The sequence below is a fragment of the Arthrobacter sp. 10N44_2 genome (genome assembly GCF_056394385.1).
Genome location: NZ_JBFTHT010000004.1, coordinates 166,219 through 187,578, shown reverse-complemented (window position 1 = coordinate 187,578; position 21,360 = coordinate 166,219). Strand labels below are relative to the sequence as shown.

The 21,360-nt window shown below is 69.4% G+C and carries 19 protein-coding genes; 8 read left to right on the top strand and 11 right to left on the bottom strand.

Annotated elements, in window-relative coordinates:
• Positions 1-4 precede the first annotated feature (4 nt).
• The 4 genes from AC1DBX_RS06865 to AC1DBX_RS06850 all read right to left on the bottom strand — a co-directional run bounded on the left by AC1DBX_RS06865 (position 5) and on the right by AC1DBX_RS06850 (position 5,222).
• Positions 5-1,189, bottom strand: a complete 1,185-nt coding sequence (locus AC1DBX_RS06865; protein ID WP_476931391.1) for an ABC transporter ATP-binding protein — start codon at positions 1,187-1,189, stop codon at positions 5-7.
• On the bottom strand, positions 1,186-2,685 hold the full coding sequence (locus AC1DBX_RS06860) for an ABC transporter permease (protein ID WP_043436715.1): 1,500 nt from the start codon (positions 2,683-2,685) through the stop codon (positions 1,186-1,188). Before AC1DBX_RS06860 ends, AC1DBX_RS06865 begins: the two co-directional genes overlap by 4 nt.
• A gap of 110 nt (positions 2,686-2,795) precedes the next feature.
• Positions 2,796-3,851: an iron ABC transporter substrate-binding protein gene (locus AC1DBX_RS06855; RefSeq protein ID WP_476931390.1), complete on the bottom strand. Its 1,056-nt coding sequence runs from the start codon at positions 3,849-3,851 to the stop codon at positions 2,796-2,798.
• Between the two features lie 180 nt (positions 3,852-4,031).
• Positions 4,032-5,222, bottom strand: a complete 1,191-nt coding sequence (locus tag AC1DBX_RS06850; protein ID WP_476931389.1) for a glycoside hydrolase family 76 protein — start codon at positions 5,220-5,222, stop codon at positions 4,032-4,034.
• Between the two features lie 193 nt (positions 5,223-5,415).
• On the opposite strand from AC1DBX_RS06850, the gene AC1DBX_RS06845 reads away from it, so the two are divergent.
• Both AC1DBX_RS06845 and AC1DBX_RS06840 read left to right on the top strand, forming a co-directional pair.
• The gene (locus AC1DBX_RS06845) at positions 5,416-6,237 is read left to right on the top strand and encodes an SDR family NAD(P)-dependent oxidoreductase (protein ID WP_476860089.1); all 822 of its coding nucleotides are present in this window, start codon (positions 5,416-5,418) and stop codon (positions 6,235-6,237) included.
• Positions 6,238-6,326: 89 nt separating this feature from the next.
• A complete protein-coding gene (locus tag AC1DBX_RS06840) occupies positions 6,327-7,508 on the top strand; it encodes an acyl-CoA dehydrogenase family protein (RefSeq protein WP_476931446.1) in 1,182 nt (393 codons plus the stop codon).
• A gap of 36 nt (positions 7,509-7,544) precedes the next feature.
• Here the strand turns inward: AC1DBX_RS06840 and AC1DBX_RS06835 are convergent, their stop codons facing one another.
• The 4 genes from AC1DBX_RS06835 to AC1DBX_RS06820 all read right to left on the bottom strand — a co-directional run bounded on the left by AC1DBX_RS06835 (position 7,545) and on the right by AC1DBX_RS06820 (position 10,751).
• Positions 7,545-8,405 carry a DUF1684 domain-containing protein gene (locus AC1DBX_RS06835; RefSeq protein WP_476931388.1) on the bottom strand — a complete coding sequence of 287 codons (861 nt, stop codon included), beginning with the start codon at positions 8,403-8,405 and terminating at the stop codon, positions 7,545-7,547.
• Between the two features lie 18 nt (positions 8,406-8,423).
• On the bottom strand, positions 8,424-9,044 hold the full coding sequence (locus tag AC1DBX_RS06830; protein ID WP_223914457.1) for a TetR/AcrR family transcriptional regulator: 621 nt from the start codon (positions 9,042-9,044) through the stop codon (positions 8,424-8,426).
• Positions 9,045-9,144: 100 nt separating this feature from the next.
• Complete coding sequence (locus tag AC1DBX_RS06825) at positions 9,145-9,738, bottom strand: TetR/AcrR family transcriptional regulator (protein WP_476850574.1); 594 nt, start codon at positions 9,736-9,738, stop codon at positions 9,145-9,147.
• The gene (locus tag AC1DBX_RS06820; protein ID WP_476931387.1) at positions 9,735-10,751 is read right to left on the bottom strand and encodes an aldo/keto reductase; all 1,017 of its coding nucleotides are present in this window, start codon (positions 10,749-10,751) and stop codon (positions 9,735-9,737) included. Before AC1DBX_RS06820 ends, AC1DBX_RS06825 begins: the two co-directional genes overlap by 4 nt.
• Before the next feature lie 166 nt (positions 10,752-10,917).
• Here AC1DBX_RS06820 and AC1DBX_RS06815 point away from each other — a divergent pair, with 166 nt between their 5' ends.
• The 3 genes from AC1DBX_RS06815 (at position 10,918) to AC1DBX_RS06805 (ending at position 15,119) form a co-directional block, all read left to right on the top strand.
• On the top strand, positions 10,918-11,598 hold the full coding sequence (locus tag AC1DBX_RS06815; RefSeq protein WP_028278076.1) for an NADPH-dependent F420 reductase: 681 nt from the start codon (positions 10,918-10,920) through the stop codon (positions 11,596-11,598).
• Positions 11,599-11,837: 239 nt separating this feature from the next.
• Positions 11,838-14,651, top strand: a complete 2,814-nt coding sequence (gene ppc / locus AC1DBX_RS06810; protein ID WP_476931386.1) for a phosphoenolpyruvate carboxylase — start codon at positions 11,838-11,840, stop codon at positions 14,649-14,651.
• 162 nt (positions 14,652-14,813) lie between these two features.
• Positions 14,814-15,119, top strand: coding sequence for a hypothetical protein (locus tag AC1DBX_RS06805; protein ID WP_364748338.1), 306 nt, complete (start codon positions 14,814-14,816; stop codon positions 15,117-15,119).
• On the opposite strand, the gene AC1DBX_RS06800 is transcribed toward AC1DBX_RS06805, so the two are convergent.
• Both AC1DBX_RS06800 and AC1DBX_RS06795 read right to left on the bottom strand, forming a co-directional pair.
• On the bottom strand, positions 15,116-15,751 hold the full coding sequence (locus AC1DBX_RS06800) for a DedA family protein (protein WP_476931385.1): 636 nt from the start codon (positions 15,749-15,751) through the stop codon (positions 15,116-15,118). The genes AC1DBX_RS06805 and AC1DBX_RS06800 overlap by 4 nt on opposite strands.
• 27 nt (positions 15,752-15,778) lie before the next feature.
• A complete protein-coding gene (locus AC1DBX_RS06795) occupies positions 15,779-16,756 on the bottom strand; it encodes an RluA family pseudouridine synthase (protein WP_476931445.1) in 978 nt (325 codons plus the stop codon).
• 675 nt (positions 16,757-17,431) lie between these two features.
• Between AC1DBX_RS06795 and AC1DBX_RS06790 the strand changes: the two genes are divergently transcribed.
• On the top strand, positions 17,432-18,136 hold the full coding sequence (locus AC1DBX_RS06790) for a helix-turn-helix domain-containing protein (RefSeq protein ID WP_476931384.1): 705 nt from the start codon (positions 17,432-17,434) through the stop codon (positions 18,134-18,136).
• Positions 18,129-18,821: an SRPBCC family protein gene (locus tag AC1DBX_RS06785; protein ID WP_476931383.1), complete on the top strand. Its 693-nt coding sequence runs from the start codon at positions 18,129-18,131 to the stop codon at positions 18,819-18,821. The genes AC1DBX_RS06790 and AC1DBX_RS06785 overlap by 8 nt, the downstream gene beginning before the upstream one ends.
• A 159-nt stretch (positions 18,822-18,980) precedes the next feature.
• Here AC1DBX_RS06785 and yczR read toward each other — a convergent pair whose 3' ends face one another.
• Positions 18,981-20,546: a MocR-like transcription factor YczR gene (gene yczR / locus AC1DBX_RS06780; RefSeq protein ID WP_476931382.1), complete on the bottom strand. Its 1,566-nt coding sequence runs from the start codon at positions 20,544-20,546 to the stop codon at positions 18,981-18,983.
• 61 nt (positions 20,547-20,607) lie between these two features.
• Between yczR and yczE the strand changes: the two genes are divergently transcribed.
• Complete coding sequence (gene yczE, locus AC1DBX_RS06775; protein ID WP_230007898.1) at positions 20,608-21,336, top strand: membrane protein YczE; 729 nt, start codon at positions 20,608-20,610, stop codon at positions 21,334-21,336.
• Positions 21,337-21,360 lie beyond the last annotated feature (24 nt).

The window sequence follows — 21,360 nt, the reverse complement described above, 5'->3', positions numbered from 1 at the left end:
GACGTTACGGCTGCTCATCCATCGGAAAGGCGACAGCTTCGCCCACCACGCGAAGCCGCAGCTCCGTGCCGGGGCGGGCGATCGAGGCGTTCCAGTGCCGGATCGTGATGATTTCCCCGCCGCCGGGGTAGCGGTGGTCCGGGATGGCGCCGGCGGCAAGGACCGGCGGGACGGGGAGTTGGAGCCGCACCGTGGTTTCGGGGCCGAAGTAGTCCGTGTCCACCACCGTGCCGCGGATGGGGCCGTCCTCGGAAATGCGGATCTGCTCGGGCCGCAGCATCAGCTGGACCCGGCCCTGGGCCGGCGGGCGGCGCACGGGGATCCCGCCGAGCGAACACGTGGCCAGGGAGCCTTCCATCCAGGCATCCAGGATCACGGCGTCGCCCAGGAACTCGGCGGTGGCGCGGTCAGCCGGGCGCGTGTAGACGACGAACGGGTTGCCGATCTGGGCCAGCTTGCCGCCGCGCATCACGGCCACCTGGTCGGCGAAGGACAGCGCCTCGGCCTGGTCATGCGTGACGAGGATCGTGGTGACGCCGGCGTCCTTCAGGACCTGGGCCACGGCGCGGCGGGTGGCCACCCGCAGGCCGGCGTCCAGGGCGGAGAAGGGCTCGTCCAGCAGCATGAGCGCGGGCTTGCGGGCCAGCGCCCGGGCGAGGGCAACCCGCTGCTGTTGGCCGCCGGAGAGCTGGTGCGGGCGGCGCTTGGCCATGGCCGGGTCCAGTGAGACCATTTCCAGCAGCTCGCCCACCCGCGCCTTGACGCCGCGGCGCCCGCCGGGCAGTTGGGTGGCGTCCAGGCCGAAGGAGATGTTCTGCCCGACCGTCAGGTGCGGGAACAGGGCGCCGTCCTGGGCGACGTAGCCGACGTGCCGCTTGTGGGCGGGGACCCAGGCGTTCTCCCCGGCCACCTTGCTTCCGTTGAGCGAGATGCTGCCGGTGTCCGGGTGCTCGAAGCCGGCAATCAGGCGCAGGAGCGTGGTCTTGCCGGAGCCGGAGGGTCCCACGATCGCCGTCGTTCCGCCCTTGGCAACGGAGAGGTTGACTCCCTTGAGGACGGCCTGGGGCCCAAAGTTCTTGGTGACCGCGTCGATTTCCAGGTGGCTGTTGGTGCTGGTGGCCACGGAAGCCGCGACCCGCGGCCCGGGGAGGCGCGAGGGGGCCTCACGCGACGGGTAAACATCGGTCACTGTCCGGCTACTTTCTTGGACTGCTGGAAGAGGAGATAGGTCATGGGCGCCGAGATCAGGATCATCAGCAGCGCATAGGGGGCGGCGCCAGCGTAGTCGATCTCGCTGCTCTTGCTCCAGAACTCGGTGGCGAGGGTGCGGGTTCCGTTGGGCGAGAGCAGGAGGGTGGCGGTGAGCTCGTTGACAATCCCCAGGAACACCAGGGCCGCGCCGCCAGCCGCGGCGGGGGCCGTGAGCCGCAGCGTCACGCGCAGGAAGGCCAGCAGCGGCGGCTTGCCGAGCACCTGGGCGGCCTCGTCGAGTTCCTTCGGTGCCTGGGACAGCCCCGAGCGGATGTTCACGAGGGCCCGGGGGAGGAACAGCAGCACGTAGGCCGCGATGAGCAGCGCTGACGTCTGGTACATGCTGGGCACCATCCGGATGCTCACGGTCACGAAGGCCAGGCCCACCACGATCCCGGGCATGGAGCTGGTGATGTAGTTGGACAGCTCCAGGGACTTGCTGAACCAGCCGGGACGCCGCACGGCCAGGTAAGCCATGGGGAACGCGACCACGGTGGTGGCGACGGCCGCCGCGAGGCCGTAGGCCAAGGTCTGCAGGAGGGCCGGCATGAATTCCTCGGCAGCCCAGATTTCCGGGCCGCCGGCGACGATCCAGCGCAGCACAAACGTCAGCGGCAGCCCGAACGCCAGCCCGGTGAGGGCGATCAGGGACAGCTGGGCGGGGAGCTGGTAGGCGTGCAGGGGCAGCCGCAAGGCGCGTGCCTGGGCCCCGGAGCCGATCCTGGCGTACCGGGCGCTGCCGCGGCTGCGGACCTCCACGAGCAGCAGGATCAGGCAGAGGAACACCAGCACGCTGGCCAGCATGTTCCCGGCGGTGCCGTTGAACGTGGACTGGTACTGGACCATGATCGCGGTGGTGAAGGTGTCGAAGCGGATCATCGCGAAGGCCCCGTATTCGGCCAGCAGGTGCAGCGCGACCAGCAGCCCGCCTCCGGTCATGGCGATGCGCAGCTGGGGGAGCACCACACGGAAGAACGCGCGCCAGGCGCCGAGGCCGAGCGAGGCGGCGGACTGTTCGATCGCCGGGTCCAGGCGGCTGAGCGTCGCGGCGGCCGGGATGTACACGAGCGGGAAATAGGACAGGGTGGCGATCAGGACCCCGGACCACAGCCCGCCAAGGGACGGCACCGCGGAAACCCACGCGTAGCTGTTGACGAAGGCGGGGATGGCCAGCGGGGCGGCGAGCAGCACGGCCCACCACTTGCGGCCCACAAGGCTGGTGCGTTCGACGAGCCACGCGCCGCCGACGCCCAGGACGAGGCACAGCGGCACCGTCACCACGGTCAGCAGCACCGTGTTGAGCAGGAGTTCGCCCACGCGCGGGCGGAAGATCAGGGCCATTGCGGTGTCCCAGCCGGTGGAGGCTGTCATGAAGACCACGTAGGCCAGGGGCACCAGGGAAAACAGGGCGATCAGGACCGCGATGATGGACACGACAGAGACGCCGAAAGGCGGGCGGGGGCGTTTACCCCTGCCCGCCGTCGTCGTGTCAGTCGTCAAATCCCCAGAGGGACCTGGGACCGCCAGCTTGTTAGTCACTGCGGCTACAGCAGTCCTGCCTGGGTCATCAGCTCGGTGACCTTGGCGGAATTGAGTTTGGCGGGATCCACGGTGGGGGCCTGCAACTCCTTGAGCGGAACCAGCTTGTCGTTGGACGGGACGTCCGAGCCGACAGCGTATTCGAAGGAGGTGCCCTTCTGGAGCACTTCCTGGCCCTTCTTGCCGGTGATGAACTTCAGGAAGGACTGGGCCGCTGCGGCGTTCTTGGCAGACTTCAGCACGCCGCCGCCGGAGATGGAGACGAAGGCGCCCGGGTCCTGGTTCTTGAAGTAGAACGGCGTGACGTTGTTGGAGTTCTCGCCGGTCTTGGCCTGGTCGCCGTAGTAGTAGTAGTGGTAGATCAGGGCGGCGTCGACTTCACCGGCGTTGACGGCCTTCATGGCCGTGCTGTTGCCCTTGTACGGCTTGGAGTTTTCCTTCATGCCCTTGAGCCAGGCCTCAGTGGCGGCTTCGCCCTTGAGTTCCAGCAGGGCCGAGACGATCGCCTGGAAGTCGGCGCCCGACGGCGAGGCAGCCCACTTGCCCTTCCACTCGGGGTTGGCCAGGTCCAGCATGGACTTGGGCAGCTTGTCGGCGCTGATCTTGTTCTTGTCGTAGACCAGCACGGTGGAGCGGGCCGCGATGCCGGTCCACTTGTTGGTGGAGGGGCGGAATTCGGCGGGAACCTGGTCCACGGTGGCCTTGTCCACATCCGCGAAGAGGCCGGCGTTTTCCACCTGGGCCATGGCGGGGGAGTTCTCGGTGAGGAAGACGTCCGCCGGTGAGGCCTGGCCTTCCTGCACGATCTGGTTGGACATCTCGGTGTCGTCGCCCTGGCGCACGGTCACCTTGATGCCGGTCTCGGCGGTGAAGGCGTCGATCCACTCTTTGGTCAGGGATTCGTGCTGGGCGTTATAGACCGTGATCTCGCCGGCGGCGGAGCCGTTGGCGGCTGCGCTGCTGCCGGCCGTGGCGGAGGAACCAGAGCCGCAGGCGGCCAGGCCCAGGGCGGCAGTGGCGGCCAGGGCGATGCCCGCCAGCGCGTTGGTGCGGATCTTCATGGGGCTACTTTCTACAAGGAAGTCGTCGTAGTGCCCTGCCCCCCGTGAGCGGGGAAGTTAGGGCATGCTCACTAAGAAAGACTGTAGGTTAGCCAAACCTAAGCGACCAACCTGAGGCTGGTTTAAGTGATGAGGATCACATCAATTACGATACTATTGCGTGACGTAATTGTCGCCGGGTTATCGGGCGGGCGCCTGCGCGATCGAGGCGGCCGCCTCCAGCACCATCCAGGCCTGCAGCTGCGTGGAGAGCTCGACGGCGGCGCCTTCCGGGTAACTGCGGCGTGCCGGCGCGTCGGTGCGGTCGGAGAAGACCAGATGGCTGCCGCGGCGCGCGAGGCGGTCGTTCGGAGGGAGGATCCGGCGGCCCTCCCAGAGGGCCTCCGCCGTATCGTTCACGAGCGCCGCCGCCGTGGCCCGGGTTTCGGCTGGGAGGCGTTCGTCGACGGCGGCGAGGGCCAGGTAGCGGACGAGGATCCCCGTGAAGAGCCCGCCGTCGCCCGTTCCCTCGCAGCGCAGCACCGCGGCGGTGCGGCCCAGCAGCGGGGCCGGCTGCGTGAGGTTGGCCGCCACGGCGTCCACCAGTGCGGCCGCACGCCCGAGGTTGGGCTCGCCCCCGAGTTCCAGCAGGGCGCCGAGGACGGGCCCCTGGTTGTAGGTGTAGATGGTCTCTTCCAGCACCGCCTCGCCCGTTCCCGAAATCCGGAGGCCGTCGCGGTACAGGCCCTGTCTGGGCTCGTAGAGTCTGGCGTCCAGCCAGTCCAGCAGGGACTGCGCCTTGGTCCGGTTGCCGGTCCGCGCGTAGTAGAGGGCCACGGGTGCGGTGGCGGGGGTGTTCTTGAAGTCGCGCTTCGTGCTCCAGAATGTACCGCCGCCGAGGTCGTCCGTGGAAGCGGAGTCGAACTGCAGGGTCAGGCTTTGCAGGACCTTGGCGTTGCGCTCCCGGCCGGTGTGTTTGCGGGTGTCCTCGGCGAGCTTGTCCAGCCGGAGCGTGGCAAGGGCCAGCCAGGCCATGTCGTCGTAGTAGTTGTTGACCACCGTGAGGAAATTGCGCAGCCGGATGCCTGTGACGAGCCGGGAGGCGAGCCGGCCGGCGCTGGGCCGGTTCTCGCCGTCGAACTTGGCTCCCGGATGCCCGGGGGGCCCCAGTTCCCGGCGGCCGGCGTCCACGAGGCAGTCCAGGTAGTGTGCCTGCCACCAGTAGTGCCAGGGCCGGGACAGGTTCTTCAGCCGGCCCGAGGGCCGGAGGATCGCGGCGATGTGGGTCCCGGGGAGGAAAAAGAGCCGCTGCCCGAAGAGCCTGGTCACTGAGCGGGCGGCCTCGTCCGCACGGAAGGACCAGTTGGGGGCGGAGGCGTCGGCTCGGGTCATGGCTCAAGCGTAATCGCGGGAGCCCGTCCGGCCCGCGACTGTGACTGCGCCCTCGGCGTGTGCGGCCCAAAGGTGCGCATTGGCCGCATTCCAGTTAACATTCACTAACTAATGTTCCCCGCGGGCCGCCTCTGCAGGCGCCGCCGCGTCGGGGCTTCGCCGCCGGGGTTCGGTTCCACATCAAGGAGGATGGATGGACATCAAGGGTACTGTCGCGCTGATCACGGGCGGGGCCTCCGGTCTCGGAGCGGCCACGGCCAGGCGCCTGTTCGACGCCGGCGCGTCGGTGGTCCTCGTGGACCTGCCGGGTTCCGCCGGGGACGCCTTTGCCGCCGAACTGACCGCATCCGCCGCTGCCGGCGCCGGAGAAGCTGCTGCCGGAGGCGGCCGCAGGGCCGTCTTTGTCCCGGCCGACGTCACGGACGAGGCGCAGGTGCAGGCCGCCGTCGACGCCGCCTCAGCATTGGGCCCGCTGCGCATCGTGGTCAACTGCGCGGGGATCGCCACCCCCGGCAAGGTCCTGGGCCGCGGCGGCGTCCTCCCGCTGGAGGCCTTCAACCGCGTCATCCAGATCAACCTCGTGGGCACCTTCAACGTGATCCGCCTCGCCGCGGCCGCCATGGCAGCCACCGAGCCCGCCGCCACGGAACTCGGCGGCCCCGAACGTGGCGTCATCATCAACACCGCCTCCGTTGCCGCGTTCGACGGGCAGATCGGCCAGCCCGCCTACGCCGCCTCCAAGGGCGCCGTCGCCGCCATGACGCTGCCGATTGCCCGCGAACTCGCGCGCTCGCTGATCCGGGTGGTCACCATCGCGCCGGGCATCTTCGAGACTCCCATGATGGCCGGCCTGCCCCAGGAGGCGCAGGACTCCCTGGGCCAGCAGGTGCCGCACCCCTCACGGCTGGGCCGGCCGGCCGAATACGCGAACCTCGCCGCGCACATTGTGGAGAACGCCATGCTCAACGGCGAGACAATCCGCCTCGACGGTGCCATCCGCATGGGCCCGAAATGACCGGGTCTGAGATGGCCGCTGCCGAAGTGACCGAGACAGGGCCGGCCGCCACGGCGGCCCTGGCCGCACCGACAGTGGCCGCACCCTCTGTGGCGGGGCTGCCCACGGCGGACTTCTTCGACTACGAAGCCCTGCTCAGCACGGCGGAGCGGGCCAAGCTGGCGCAGCTGCGCGAGTTCCTGGCCGTCGAGGTTGCCCCGTTCGCCACGGACTGGTGGAACAAGGCCGAATTCCCGGCCCACATCCTGCCCAAGCTGGCCGCCTTGGAGCTCAGCGCCCCGGCCCAGCGCGGCTACAGCAACCTGTTCGCCGGGATCGTCATCGCCGAGATGACCCGGGTGGACACCTCGCTCGCCACCTTCTTCCTGGTCCACCATGACCTCTTCGTGGAGTCTCTCTACGGCTTCGGCTCCGAGGAGCAGAAGGCGCGCCTGCTCGAGGACGCGGCAAGCCTGCGCACCACCGGTGCCTTTGCCCTCACCGAACCGGACCACGGATCGGACGTTGCCGGCGGCATGGAAACCCGGGCCCGCCGGGTCCCCGGCGGCGCGGCCGGCGGCGGCGACATCTGGGTGCTCAACGGCGCCAAGCGCTGGATCGGCAACGGCACGTTTTGCGACTACATGCTGGTCTGGGCCCGGGACGAGGCCGACGGCGGCATCCGCGGCTTCATCGTCGACGCCACCTTGCCGGGCGTGAGCCGGAGCCGGATCGAGAACAAGATTGCCCTGCGCACGGTGCAGAACGCGGACATCGTCTTAACCGACGTCCGGGTGGCCGAAACGGACCGCTTCGCCGGGATCAGCAGCTTCGAGGACACCAACGAACTCCTGCGCGGTTCCCGGATCATGGTGGCCTGGCAAGGTGTGGGGCAGCAGCTCGCGGCGTTCGACGTCGCCCGGCAGTACGCCGTCGAACGCCAGCAGTTCGGCCGCCCGCTGGCAAAGTTCCAACTGGTCCAGCAGCAGCTGGTCACCATGCTCGGCAACGCCGTGGCCAGCATGGGCATGATGGTCCGGATCGCCCAGCTGCAGGACGCCGGCGCCGCGGACATGCCGCAGGTGGCCCTCGCCAAGTCCTATGTCAGCGCCCGGATGCGCGAAACCGTCGCGATGGGCCGGTCCCTGCTGGGCGGCAACGGGATCGTCACCGACTACCGGATGGCCAAGATCTTCTCCGACGCCGAGGCGATCTACACCTACGAGGGCTCGTTCGAGATCAACACCCTGATCACGGGCCGCGCCGTCACCGGGGTGTCCGCGATCGTCTAGAAGACGGCTTTGACCGTTTAGACCGTTTCGAGCCGTTTAGAAGAGGCCGGGTTCCTTCTCGCCGGCCTCGATCTTCACGTCCAGGCTGTTGTTCCGCACCGGCATGGGGCAGGTGCCGTACGGGGTGAAGGCGCTGGGGTAGTTGATGGCCCGGTTGAAGTCCAGGACCACGGTATTGTCCGGGCGGGGTTTTGCGGTGGACACCTTCCGCCACTCGTCCGTACTTTCCCCGTTGGTCTCGTCGTGGAACGTCACCGTCAGGGCGCCGAGCTTCTCCTCCTCGGCCTGCAGGTGGATCTCGTGGTCCGCGCCGGGAAGCCGGAAGACCAGCTCGCCGACCGAGCGGTGGACCCCGTCCACGAGCGGGTTGGCCGTGCCGATCGGGACATCCACAGGCTCGGGGTAGGGCATGAACCGGGCCTCGATGACCAGGTCCGGGCGGAAGCCGAAGGTGGGCACGCCATCGAACTCCGTGAACACCGGCGACTGGGAGTCGCGGGTGCGGATGGCGTACTTGTCCGCCCGCATGGCGAGCTCCACCACCACCTGGCGGCCGTCGTCGCCGCCGTACCGGACCCACATCAGTGATTCCTCGTCGGCGAGCACAGCGCTGATGGTCCCGTCCACGGGTTCGCCGGTTTCGACGAGGGTCAGGCCGTCGGACGCGGCGGCCGTGAGGAACGCCGCGGTGCCGTCCGTGGACCAGAGGCCGGGGGCGAGCTCGACGGCGGCCGGCTCGCCTTCCAGCCACTGGAAGGAGGTCAGCGTGAGCCAGCCGTGCTCGCTGGCGAGGGCCGTGTTGCGGCTGTTCCGGAAGCGTTGCCAGCGGGCCAGCTGCGGGTTCTGCACTGCATCAGGCGTGGGCTTCGAGCCAGTCCCGGGTTCAGGGGCGGTCATGGGCACCTCCAAGGGGTTTCAGCTGGTGGCAGGTGGGGTTTTAAGGCTGGCCGCAACGAGCTGGGCGGCAGTAGTTCCGGCTGCGGCGGCCGCGGCCGGGTCGCCGTCGAGCACCCCGCTTGCCAGGCCGCCGTCGAGTACCAGGGTCAGGCTGCGGGCGAGCTGGTCCGGGTCCCGGGCGCCCGCGCGCGCGGCGAGGTCCCGGATCCAGGCGCGGATCTGCCGCTTGTGGGCCACGGTCCGGTCGTGGACCCGGGTACCGGCGGCCGACTCGGCGGCCGCGTTGATGAAAGCGCAACCGCGGTAGCCGTCGCGCCGGCAGGCGGCTGTCAGGGCATCGAACAGGCCCACGAGCTGCGCGGCCGGGTCCTCGCCGGCGGCCTCGGCGGCGGCGTGCAGCTGCCCGGTCCAGACGCTGTCCACCTTCTCCAGGTAGGCCAGCATGAGGTCGTCCTTGGCCGGAAAGTACTTATAGAACGTGGCTTTCGCGACGCCGGACTCGGCGATGATGGTGTCGATGCCGGCGGCCCGGAAACCCTGCGCGTAGAAGAGCCGGAAGGCAGTGGCCAGGATCTTCTCCCTGGCATGCCCGGCGGGGGTGCGGGCAGCCGGGGCGGCAGTGGCTGCTGGCGAGGTCATGGCTCAATCGTACACAGACAAGTCTGTCTACGCCGCAATGTCATTCGCGTTGTACCTCGTCAATGACGTACCGCCGGCCCGCCCCCGCCTGATCCGGCGGCTACGGGCGGGCGGCCAGACCCCGCACGAGCAGCCGCCAGACCTCGCGCAGCTCGGCCCCGATGGCGGGGTCCGACCATTCCGAAGCGTGCAGCGGGTGGTGGAACCGCGCCGTGGCGTGCAGGACGGCGCGGCCGGCCGGCACCGGATCCGGGACGGCGAATTCGCCGCTGCTTACGCCGTCGGCAATGATCTCGGTGAGCGCTGCGGCCAGGTGGTCAACGTGGGCCGCCACCACTTCCCGCGCCTCGGCGGTCAGCTGGCCGAACGTGGCAAACAGCTCCGGATCGTTCAGCGCCATGCCCTGCTTGATGGCCGCGAGGCGTTCGAGCCAGCGGAGCAGGCGTTCCGCGGCAGGGCCGTCCGTATCGCGGGCGGGATCCAGCGGCTCCGCGAGGCGGTCCAGCCAGCGCCGGGCCACCGCGTCCCGCAGCGCCACCTTTGTGGGGAAGTGCCGGTACACGCTGCCGTGGCTGACGCCCAGGGCCTTCGCGACGTCAACCACCGTGGCCTTGGCCGGCCCAAAGCGCCGCAGCACGTCTTCCGCGGCGTCGAGGATGCGCTCTTCCGTCAGGACGACGGCGGCAGGGGTCACCGGCGTTCGCTGTCGAGCATGGCCATCTGGCCTGCGTCGTAGCGGGTGCCCGCGGCGGCGTCGGCCGGGACGGCGGCCTCGATCTCCGCGAGGTCCGCGCCGGAGAGGACCAGTTCGGCTGCTCCCAGCGATTCGGTGAGCCGCTCGCGGTGGCGCGCGCCGACGAGGGGCACGATGTCCTCGCCGCGGGAGAGGACCCAGGCGATGGCGAGCTGGGCGACGGTCGCGCCCTTGCGGTCCGCGATTTCGCGGAGCCGTTCGACGAGCTCGAGGTTCCGCTGCAGGTTCTCGCCGGAGAACCGGGGCAGGTGGGCCCGGAAGTCGCGCCGGTTCCCAGTTCCGGCGGCCGGCCAGTGGCCGGAAACCAGGCCGCGGGACAGCACGCCGTATGCCGTGATGCCGATGCCCAGCTCCCGCGCCACCGGCAGGATGTCCTGCTCGATGCCACGGGAGAGGAGGGAGTACTCGATCTGGAGGTCGGAGACCGGGTGGACGGCGTTGGCGCGGCGCAGGGTGTCGGCGCCGACCTCCGAGAGGCCGATGTGGCGGATCAGGCCCTGCTGCACGAGCTCGGCCAGTGCTCCCACGGTTTCTTCCACCGGAACGGACGGATCCAGGCGGGCCGGCCGGTAGATGTCCACGTAGTCGGTGCCGAGGCGCCGGAGGGTGTAGGCCAGGAAGTTCTTGATGGCCACCGGACGGGTGTCCACGCCGTTCCATCCGCCCCGGGCATCGCGCAGGACGCCGAACTTCACGCTGATCTGGGCGTTCTCGCGCCGGCGGCCGCGGATCGCCTCGCGCAGCAGCATTTCGTTGTGGCCCATGCCGTAGAAGTCGCCGGTGTCCAGCAGGGTCACTCCGGCGTCGAGGGCGGCCTGGATCGTGGCGTCGCTCTCGGCGTCGTCGGCGGGGCCGTAAAGATCTGACATGCCCATCAGGCCGAGGCCGATGGCGGCGGTGCTGGGGCCGGTGGAGCCCAGGGTGCGGGGGGTGCCGAGAGTGGAAGTTGTCATGCGATGACCATACAACAATCAGCTGACAGATTTCAATCTTTGTCAGCCTGAGATGGGGTGGACGGGGCGTCGGCATGCTCTTATTGCCGTAGACAGGTCTGTCTGATAGCGTCATGCCCACACGTAGACGAACCTGTCTACTACACGACTTCAGAATGAGGACGCCATGAAGATTGCAGTACTGGGAACCGGCATGGTGGGGCGCACGATTGCCGGCGCACTGGCAGGGCTGGGGCACGACGTCGTGATCGGCACCCGCGACCCGCAGGCGACGCTCGCCCGGACCGAGCCGGACATGATGGGCACCGCGCCGTTCGCCGAGTGGCACGCCGCAAACGCCGGAGTCGACGTCGCCGCCTTTGCTGACGCGGCATCCGGCGCCGAGCTGATCGTCAATGCCACCAACGGTGCCGGCTCGCTGGCCGCGCTGGCCGCAGCGGGGACCCCGAACCTCGCCGGCAAGATCATCATGGACATCGCCAACCCGCTGGACTTCTCGCAGGGCATGCCGCCGTCGCTGAACCCGGTGAACACGGACAGCCTCGGCGAAGAGATCCAGCGGTCCTTCCCGGAGGCCAAGGTGGTGAAGACGCTGAACACCATGACCGCGTCCGTGATGGTCGATCCGGCCCGGGTGGCCGGCGGTGACCACACGGTGTTCGTCTCCGGGGATGACGCCGGCGCCAAGGCGGCCGTGACGGAACTCCTCAAGGGCTTCGGCCACCGCGACGTGATCGATCTCGGCGACATCACGAGTGCCCGCGGGGCGGAAATGATCCTGCCGATCTGGCTGCGGATCTGGGGCGCGCTGGGAACCGGCGAGTTCAACTTCAAGATCGCGCGCTAACCCCTTCACCCGCCAAGCCCGCAGCAGGGGCCGTTCTGGGCGCCCAGAACGGCCCCGGCTGCGAACTGGTTGGGGTCCCGGGGGAGGGGCGCCGGCGCGGCGCGGCGGGGCCTGACACTATCTGAGACGGAATTCCAGCAGGGAGTGCCTGCGGGTAACATCCCATGGGAAGAAGTAATCGGGCTCACAGTATCCAGCGCAGTGTACGAGCCAAGTCGACCCCTCGAAAGATAGTTTCCATGGCTGACACTGCAATGCATTCCGACACCGATCTTGCCGCCGAACTCCGGGCTGATGTCCGCCGGGTCTCCACCCTCCTCGGCGAATCCCTGGTCCGCCAGCACGGCCCCGAGCTCCTGRACCTGGTGGAGCAGGTGCGCCTGCTGACCAAGGAATCCAAGGAAGCCGCCCGCGGCGGCGCCGACGCTACAGGGCCGTGGAGCTCGTACGACGTCGTCGCCCAGGTCCGCGAACTGCTCGGTTCCCTGCCGCTGGAGCAGGCCACCGACCTGGTCCGCGCCTTCGCGTTCTACTTCCACCTGGCGAACGCCGCCGAGCAGGTCCACCGGGTCCGCGGGCTGCGCACCCGGCAGGAGAAGGACGGCTGGCTCGCCAAAGCCGTGGAGGAGATCGCGGACCAGGCCGGCAACTCCGTGCTGCAGGAAGTCGTCAACGAACTCGACGTCCGCCCCATCTTCACCGCACACCCCACCGAGGCCTCCCGCCGCTCCGTGCTGGACAAAATCCGCCGGCTCTCGGACATCCTGTCCGAATCCACGGCGGAGGGCACCTCCGCGCGCCGCCGCCAGGACCGCCACCTGTCCGAAGTGATCGACCAGATGTGGCAGACGGACGAGCTCCGCCAGGTCCGCCCCACCCCCGTGGACGAGGCCCGGAACGCCATCTATTACCTCACCGGCATCCTTAGCGACGCCATGCCGGAAATGCTCTCGGACCTCTCCGAGCTGCTTGCCGAGCACGGCGTCACGCTGCCGCCACAGAAGGCCCCGATCCGCTTCGGCTCCTGGATCGGCGGGGACCGCGACGGCAACCCCAACGTCACCGCCGCCGTCACCCGCGAAATCCTCCAGATCCAGAACCAGCACGCCGTGCGGATCAGCATCGGCCTGATCGACGGGCTCATCTCCATCCTGTCCAACTCGACCGCGCTGGCCGGGGCGGACCAGGAGCTCCTGGACTCGATCGACGTCGACCTGGGGAACCTGCCTGGCCTGGACCGCCGCGTCCTCGAGCTGAACGCTCAGGAGCCCTACCGGCTCAAACTCACCTGCATCAAGGCCAAGCTGATCAACACCGGCCGCCGGGTCGCGGCCGGATCCGCGCACGAGCCCGGCCGCGACTACACCGCCACCGCGGAGCTCCTCGCCGAGCTCGGCCTGCTCGAACGGTCGCTGCGGAACCACCACGCGGCCCTCGCCGCCGACGGCGCCCTGTCCCGGGTCCGCCGCGCCATCGCCTCCTTCGGCCTGCACCTGGCCACCCTCGACATCCGCGAGCACGCCGACCACCACCACGACGCCGTCGGGCAGCTCATGGACCGCCTTGGCGGGCCCGGTGTCCGGTACGCGGAACTCAGCCGCGCCGAGCGGCTCGAGGTGCTGGGCTCCGAACTTGCGTCCCGGCGTCCGCTCTCCGGCCACCCGATCAAGCTCGACGGCGTCGCCGACGGCACATACGACGTCTTCCGGGAGATCCGGCGGGCCCTGCGCACCTACGGCCCCGACGTGATCGAGACCTACATCATCTCCATGACCCGCGGCGCGGACGACGTCCTGGCCGCGGCCGTGCTGGCCCGCGAGGCCGGCCTGGTCAGCCTGTTCGGCGAGGCGCCCTACGCCAAGATCGGCTTCGCGCCGCTGCTGGAGACAGTCGACGAACTCCGCGCCTCGGCCGAGATCGTGGACCGGCTGCTCTCCGATGCCTCCTACCGCGAGCTCGTCCGGCTCCGTGGCGACGTGCAGGAAATCATGCTCGGCTACTCGGACTCCAACAAGGAATCCGGCGTCATGACGAGCCAGTGGGAAATCTACAAGACCCAGCGCAAGCTCCGCGACGTGGCCGCCAAGCACGGCGTCCGTGTGCGCCTCTTCCACGGCCGCGGCGGCTCGGTGGGCCGCGGCGGCGGGCCGACCTACGATGCCATCATGGCCCAGCCCAACGGCGTGCTCGAGGGCGAGATCAAGTTCACCGAGCAGGGCGAGGTCATCTCGGACAAGTACTCCCTGCCGGAGCTGGCCCGCGAAAACCTCGAACTCTCCCTGGCCGCGGTACTGCAGGGCTCGGCCCTGCACCGCACCCCGCGCACCTCGGAGGACCAGCGCGTGCGCTACGGCCACGTCATGGAAACCGTCTCCGACGCCGCGTTTGCGCGCTACCGCACGCTGATTGATGACCCGGATCTGCCCGCCTACTTCATGGCTTCCACCCCGGTGGAGCAGCTGGGTTCCCTCAACATCGGATCCCGTCCGTCCAAGCGCCCCGACTCCGGCGCCGGGCTCGAAGGGCTCCGCGCCATCCCGTGGGTGTTCGGCTGGACACAGTCGCGGCAGATCGTGCCGGGCTGGTTCGGCGTGGGCTCCGGCCTCAAAGCCGCCCGCGAGGCCGGTAACTCGGCCCAGCTGAAGGAGATGATCGAGGGCTGGCACTTCTTCCGCTCGGTGCTCTCCAATGTTGAGATGACCCTGGCGAAGACGGACATGGACATTGCCGGCTACTACGTCTCCACCCTGGTGCCGGCGGAACTGCACCACCTGTTCCGTGCCATCCGGGCCGAATATGATCTCACGGTCGAGGAGATCCAGAACCTCACCGGCGAGCACGTGATCCTCGATGCCCAGCCCACCTTGAAGCGCTCCCTCGAGATCCGGGACCAGTACCTCGACCCCATCAGCTACCTGCAGGTGGAACTGCTGCGCCGCGTCCGGGCCGAGGCCGCGGCGGGCATGACGGGGGCCGAGATCGACGAACGGCTCCAGCGGGCCATGCTGATCACGGTCAACGGAGTCGCCGCCGGGCTGCGCAACACCGGGTAGCCTGCACCCCGGTCCAAACGCTCCCGCACGTCCTGCGCCCTTCCCGCGATGCTCCCTCAGGTCCTGCGGTTCTTCCCCGGACGCTCCCTCTCCCGGTGAGGGAGCGTTGGGGTTTTGGGTGCGGAAGGTGAGGGAGCGTGGCGGCGCGGCTAGGGTTGTTCCATGCCGTCGTTCCAGACCAGACTGAAGATCACCGGGCTCAAGCCGGGCACCGCTCCCGAAACCGTCATGGCCGCGGCCATCGAGGCGCTTGGGACGCGGCACCACGTCGAATCGCACCAGCTTGAGCTCGCCGGCGGCGTACCGCAGCTGAACCTGCGCTTCCTGGTCGATGCCACCGCCTACAGCGCCGAAAACAGCCAGGCGTTGGAGTCGGCAGCCATGATGCGCGACGCCGTCGAACGCGTTGCGCTCACCGGCGCGCTGACCGTGCTGCGCCGCAGCCGCGGCCGCTGGGCGCCCGTCTAAAAGTCCAGTTCCTCGTCCGGGTCGACCACGGCGGACTCCACGGGGGAGGGGTTGCCCCGGCGCCGCGTCACGATCACGCCCACGACCGCTCCGACCAGCAGCCCGACCCCGACGCCGATCAGGGAGCTCGCCCAGAAGGGCAGCCCGGTGGCGGAGCCCATGAAATAGCCCAGTGCCACGGACCAGGTTGCCCAGAGCAGGCCGCCGAGGGCCGCGCAGAGGCTGAACCCGCGGGTGGAGACGTTGGCGATGCCCGCCGCGGCCGTCGTGGCCAGCCGCCCGCCGGGGATGAAGCGGAGGCCGATGATCGCGCCGTAGGTGGAGGACCGGCCGGCTTTCGCGATCGCCGAATGCACCGCCGCGTGGAACCCCAGGCCCCATTTCCAGCGGTCGAGCACGTGGCTGAGCCGGCGCTTGAACAGCTGGAAGACGAGAAGGTCACCCAGCCATGAGGACGCGGCGGCGAGGAGCACGACGAGGAAGCCGTTGATGCGGCCCTCCGCTGACAGCGCGCCGCCGGTGATGACCAGCATTTCCGAGGGGACGGGCGGGAAAATCGCATCGCCGATCACGAAGGGGAAGATCCAGAAATAGATCGCGGCGCCCCAGCTGTCCGCATTTCCGAAGTCCATGGGCACAAGGTACCGCACTTCCAGCCGCTAGCGGGCCTCGCTGAGTTCCAGTCTGCTGCGGTATTCCACCGGGCTGCCGGAGATGGGGTCCACGAAGCGGATCCCGCGGGCCAGGAGCTGCAGCGGCTTGGCGTAATTGTCCGGAGCCTTGTCCAGCAGTTCCGGGTAGAACGCATCGTTGACGATCCCGAGGCCCAGTGAGGCCATGTGCACGCGGAGCTGGTGGGTCTTCCCGGAGTGCGGCTCCAGCCGGTACAGCGCGCGGCGGTGCGGGCCGCCGTCGACGTCGGGTGCGCCGTCGGGTGCGCCGCCGTCGGGTGCGCCGGAAGCGTCAAACGTGCGCAGCCGCTCGATCCGGGTTTCCGCGTTGGGTTCGCCGTCGACGACCTCGGCCAGCAGGTAGCTGCGGGACTTGGCCATCCGGTTCCGCACCACCACAGGAAAGTCCACCGGGGGATGGCCCGGAGCGGGCTCCGCGGCGGACACACACTCGTATTCCTTCTGGACCTGGCGCTTTTCGAAGAGCACCTGGTATTTGCCCCGGGTCTCGGGGTTCGTGGAGAGCAGCAGGATGCCGGCGGTCATGCGGTCCAGACGGTGCATGGGAATCAGGTCCGGGAGGCCGAGCTGGTTCCGGAGCCGGACCAAGGCCGATTCCTGGATGTACGTCCCGCCGGGGGTGGTGGGCAGGAAGTGCGGCTTGTCCACCACCAGCAGGTGATCGTCCTGGTGCAGAATGTTCAGCTCCACCGGGATCCGGGTCTCCGGCGGCAGGGTCCGGTAATACCAGATGAACGTGTGGTCCTGCATCGGCGTGCTGCGGTCCAGGGCGATCCCTGCCTCGCCGACGATCTCGCCGGCGTCGAACCGGTCCTCGATGCCCTGCGGATCGATGTGCCCCCAGCGGTGCATCATATAGTCCAGCGCGGTCTCCCAGGGACCCTCGTCCGGCAGGCGCAGACGCGTTGCGTTGACGCCGTCGCGCACGGGAAGGGGGGATTGCATCACCCGACCATTCTACGGGCCCGGCCTCCCGCGCCCTGCGCAGTGCTGCCGCGACCGCCGCCGCGATCCCGCACCCGCGGCCCTGTACCCCGGCCCCGTACCGCAGCCCAGCCCCGCCCGGGCCGGCCCCAGTTCGTCCGAGCCCCGCCGCCGCGACCGGGCCTGCGCCGCCCCGCGAGTTCCAGTTCGCCGGATACCTTCGAGGTCGCCGGAAACATACGGCGACCTCGGACGCTTCCGGCGAACTCGCCATGCGTCGCCGAGCTGTGCCCGTCACGCCCCGCGCGCTGCCGGCGTCCGTGTCCCTCGCCTACCCGCCGTCCTCTCCCGCCGCGGGCCCGAGCTCCAGTTCGCCGGACTCGTGCCAGGTCGCCGGAATCGTACGGCGACCTAGGACGCTTCCGGCGAACTCGCCATGCGCCGCCGACCTGTGCCCGTCACGCCCCGCGCGCTGCCGCCGCCCGACTCCCTCGCCTACCCGCCGTCCCCTCCCGCCCGCCGTCCTCTCCCGCCGCGGGCCCGAGCTTCAGTTCGCTGGAGTCGTGCCAGGTCGCCGGAAACATCCGGCGACCTGGGACGCTTCCGGCGACCTCGCCATGCGCCGCCGCCCGCATACGAGCGCCGACGAGAAAAAAGTTCTTGACAATTAAAATTGTCGGCGGGCAGACTGGAGGCATGTTGGACATCGGAGTGATTGAGGATCCGGCCGCGGCCGAGGCCTCGCTGGACCCGATCCGGACGCGGATCCTGCGCGAACTGGCCGAGCCCGGATCTGCGACGCAGCTCGCCGCGAAGGTGGGCCTGCCGCGGCAGAAGGTGAACTACCACCTCAAAGCGCTCGAGCGGCATGGGCTCGTCGAGCTCGTCGAGGAGCGGCGGCGCGGCAACGTGACCGAACGCATTCTGCGGGCGACGGCGGCGTCGTACCTAATTTCGCCGGCGGCGCTGGCCTCGGTGGCGCCGGACCCGCACCGGTTCTCGGACCGCTTTTCCGCCTTCTGGCTGCTGGCACTCGCTGCCCGCATGGTCCAGGAGATGGGGCAACTGATCGCCGGGGCGGCCGCGGCCCGGCAGAAACTCGCCACCTTTGCCATCGACGGCGAGATCACCTTCCGCTCGTCGGCGGACCGGGCGGCCTTCGCCGAGGAGCTCGGCGTCGCCGTGACCAGGCTCGTGGACAAATACCACGACGGCGGTGACCTCCCCTCAGGTTCCGCGGCAGATCAGCAGGCAGGTTCCCAGGCAGATCGCCGGCCGGAGGGACGCAAGCACCGGCTGGTCGTCGCGCTGCACCCGGCGCTCAAGGCGCCGCAGCCGAAGGCAGCGCACCCAGACCCACAAACAGCAACCCCACAAGCCAAGGAGCAGGACAATGACTGACCAACGGAAATTCGAAATCGTCTACGACACCGAACTGCCCGGTACCCCGGAACGGGTGTGGGAGGCCGTCACCAAGGACACCCCGGCCTGGATGTTCCCCACGGACCAATGGCCGGCGGTCCGGACCGTGGACGAATACCCCTCCCGTCTGGTGTCCCGGATGGACGGTCCGGATGGCTGGTTCAACCAACTGGAGCACGTCCTGGAACCGCTCGACGGTGGCCGGGCCCGGCTGCACTATGTGCACAGCGGCATCTTTGCGGACAACTGGGATGAGCAGTACGACGGCGCCAGCAAGCACACGGCGTTCTATCTGCACACCCTGGGCCAGTACCTGAAGTACTTCGACGGCAAGCCCGTGGTCTTCGCGGACATCCAGGCACCCGCGGCTTCGCAGACCCCGGACGGCTTCGACCGGCTCAAGCGGGCCCTTGGCGTCGACACTGCCGCTCCGGGGGAGACGGTGGAATTGGAGCTCGACGGCGTCGGGCCGCTGGCCGGCGAAGTGGACTTCTCCAACGAGAACTTCCTCGGCCTGCGGACCGCGGACACGATGTACCGCTTCTTCGGGCGCAACGCCTTCGGCGCGCCGGTGGGGATGACCGTGCACGACTTCAGCGGCAGCGGGGACGCCGGGGCGACGGCCCAAGCCTGGACCGGGTTCCTGGCGAAGGTCTACGCCTAGTTCCTGCGACGCGGATCCCGTCTGGCGATGCCCTGAACGTTCGAGATCGCCGGAACGGGCCGAAGTCGCCGGAATCGACCGGCGACTTCGGACGTTTCCGGCGACCTCGAGACGCGGGAAAGAAAGGGCGTCGCAGGGCGGGCCCGAGGGCGCCCGGTCTCAGGCGATGGCCGCGGCCGGCGGGGACGACAGGTTGCGCCGCAGCTGCGGGGAGGCCTCCAGCCGGTCCTGCGCCGAACGCAATGCCAGCACGGCCGTCTCCAGCTGCTCCGGTGGCAGCGTGAACGGCAACCGCAAGTACTGCTCAAACGCGCCGCCGACGCCGAACCGGGGTCCGGCGGCGAGCCGGATCCCGACGTCGGGGGCCAGCACCGCCAGTGCCGTGCTGATCGGCGCCGGGAGTCGGCACCAGATGGACAGGCCGCCGACGGGCCATTCGGGCTCCCAGCCCGGCAGGTGCTCCCGAATCAGTTCCACCAGTTTGTGCCGGTTCCCGCGCAGCGCGGCCAGCCTGTCGGGGAGCGGCTCCGTCATGGCGTTGACCAGATGCGCCCCGGCGAGCTGCTCCACCACCGGCCCGCCCAGGTCCAGGGTGGTGCGGGCAGCGGCGAAACGGTGGATGAGGGGCTCGCTGGCGCGGATCCAGCCGGTGCGCAGCCCTGCCCAGTGCGACTTGCTGAGGGAACCGAGGGAGACCACCGCCGGGCTGAAAGCGGCCATGGGGGTCGACGCGGCGCCGTCGAGGTTCAACTCCCGCAGCGTCTCGTCCACCACCAGCACAGTGCCCGACACCGCGGCCGCCTTCACGAGCCGGCGCCGCTGGGAATCGGGCATCAGCCGGCCGGTGGGGTTGTGGAAGTCCGGCACCACATACGCCATCGCGGGCCGCTGCTGGAGCAGCGCCGTTTCCATGGCCTCGAGGTCCCAGCCGCCTGCGCCGTTGTGGGCAAGGCCGTTACCGCCTGGGCTGTGGAGACGGCCGCCGTGGACTGCGCCGTTATGGCCTGTGCCGCCGGGGGCTGCGGCAGGCATGGCCACCGGGACCGGTCGGCAGCCCGCAGCCCGGATCGCGTCGAGGGCGTTCGGATAGCTAGGATGCTCCACGAGCACCGTGGTCCCGGACCGCCCGGCCAATGTGCGGAGCACAATGTTCAGCGCGTGCTGGGCGCCGGAGGTGACCAGGACCTGCGCGGCCGTTGTCGGGACCCCGGCGGCGGTGTACCGGGACGCAATGGCTTCCCGGAGCGGGCCCACGCCCAGGGCGTCGTAGCCGAAGCCAGGCAGCAGGGCCGGCAATTCGGTCAGGGCCGCGGCAAAGGCCCGGTGCACCACTTCGCCGCTCGCGGGCAGGGAGGCATAAGCCAGGTCCAGGATCCCGTCCGGCACCGCCAGTCCGGGCGCGCCACTTAGCCGCAGGGCTCCGTCGTGGCCGCCGGCATGCAAGGGCCCCTGGCTCGGGATGCAGCTCCGGCTCCGACTGCCCTGGCCGCTGCTGAGGAAACCCTGCTCTCGCAGCAGGGCGTAGGCCGCCGTCACCGTGGTGCGGCTGATGCCAAGGGCCGCTGCCAGCGAGCGCTCGCTCGGCAGGGCGACGTCCAGGGCGACGCGGCCGTCGAGGATGAGCAGGCGGACGACGTCGGCCAGCTCGCGGTAAGCGGGGGCGGCACCGACGTTCCACTCGCCCAGCAGGCGGGCCAGCGACCCCGGAGTCAAAGAGACGGACATAAGGCCAGTATTTCAAACTGGCTATGGATTGCAAGGCCAGTTTTCGTGGAGGATGGAGACCATGTTGACCCGCAGACTCCTCCAGCTCCTGATCGGCCTCGCTCTTTACGGCATTTCCCTCGCCATGGTCATACGCGCCAGCCTCGGCACGGCGCCGTGGGACGTGCTCCACCAGGGGCTGGCGGCCAGGACCGGGCTCAGCCTCGGCACGGTGGTGGTTGTTGTCAGCTTCCTGGTGCTGCTGCTGTGGATCCCGCTCCGGCAATGGCCCGGCGTCGGAACCTTGTGCAACGCGGTGCTGGTGGGGGTCTTCGCGGACATCGGGCTGGCCCTGATTCCACAGTTTTCGCATCTGGGCGGCCAGATCTGCCTGCTCGTCGGGGCCGTGCTGCTCAACGGCGTCGCCTCCGCCTGCTACATCGGCGCCCGCCTGGGCCCGGGCGCACGGGACGGGCTCATGACGGGCCTCGCCCGGCGGACGGGCTGGCCGGTCCGGGTGTGCCGCACCGGCATTGAAGTGGTGGTCCTTGGCGCGGGCTGGCTGCTGGGCGGCTCGGTCGGTGTGGGCACGGTGCTGTACGCGCTGGCCATTGGCCCCCTGGTGCAGTTGCTGCTGCCGCGGTTCACCGTTCCGGAAGCGCGTCCGGTCCCTGCGGCAGGAACTGAAGCGGCAGGAACTGAAGCGGCTGGAACTGAAACGTCCGGAACTGAAACGGAAGCCGTCGTTGCCGGGACGGCTGTCCCTGTGGCGGCTGTCCCTGTGGCGGCGGGCAGCGGGCCGGCCGATTGATTTCCGCGGGTTAATTCCCGCGGG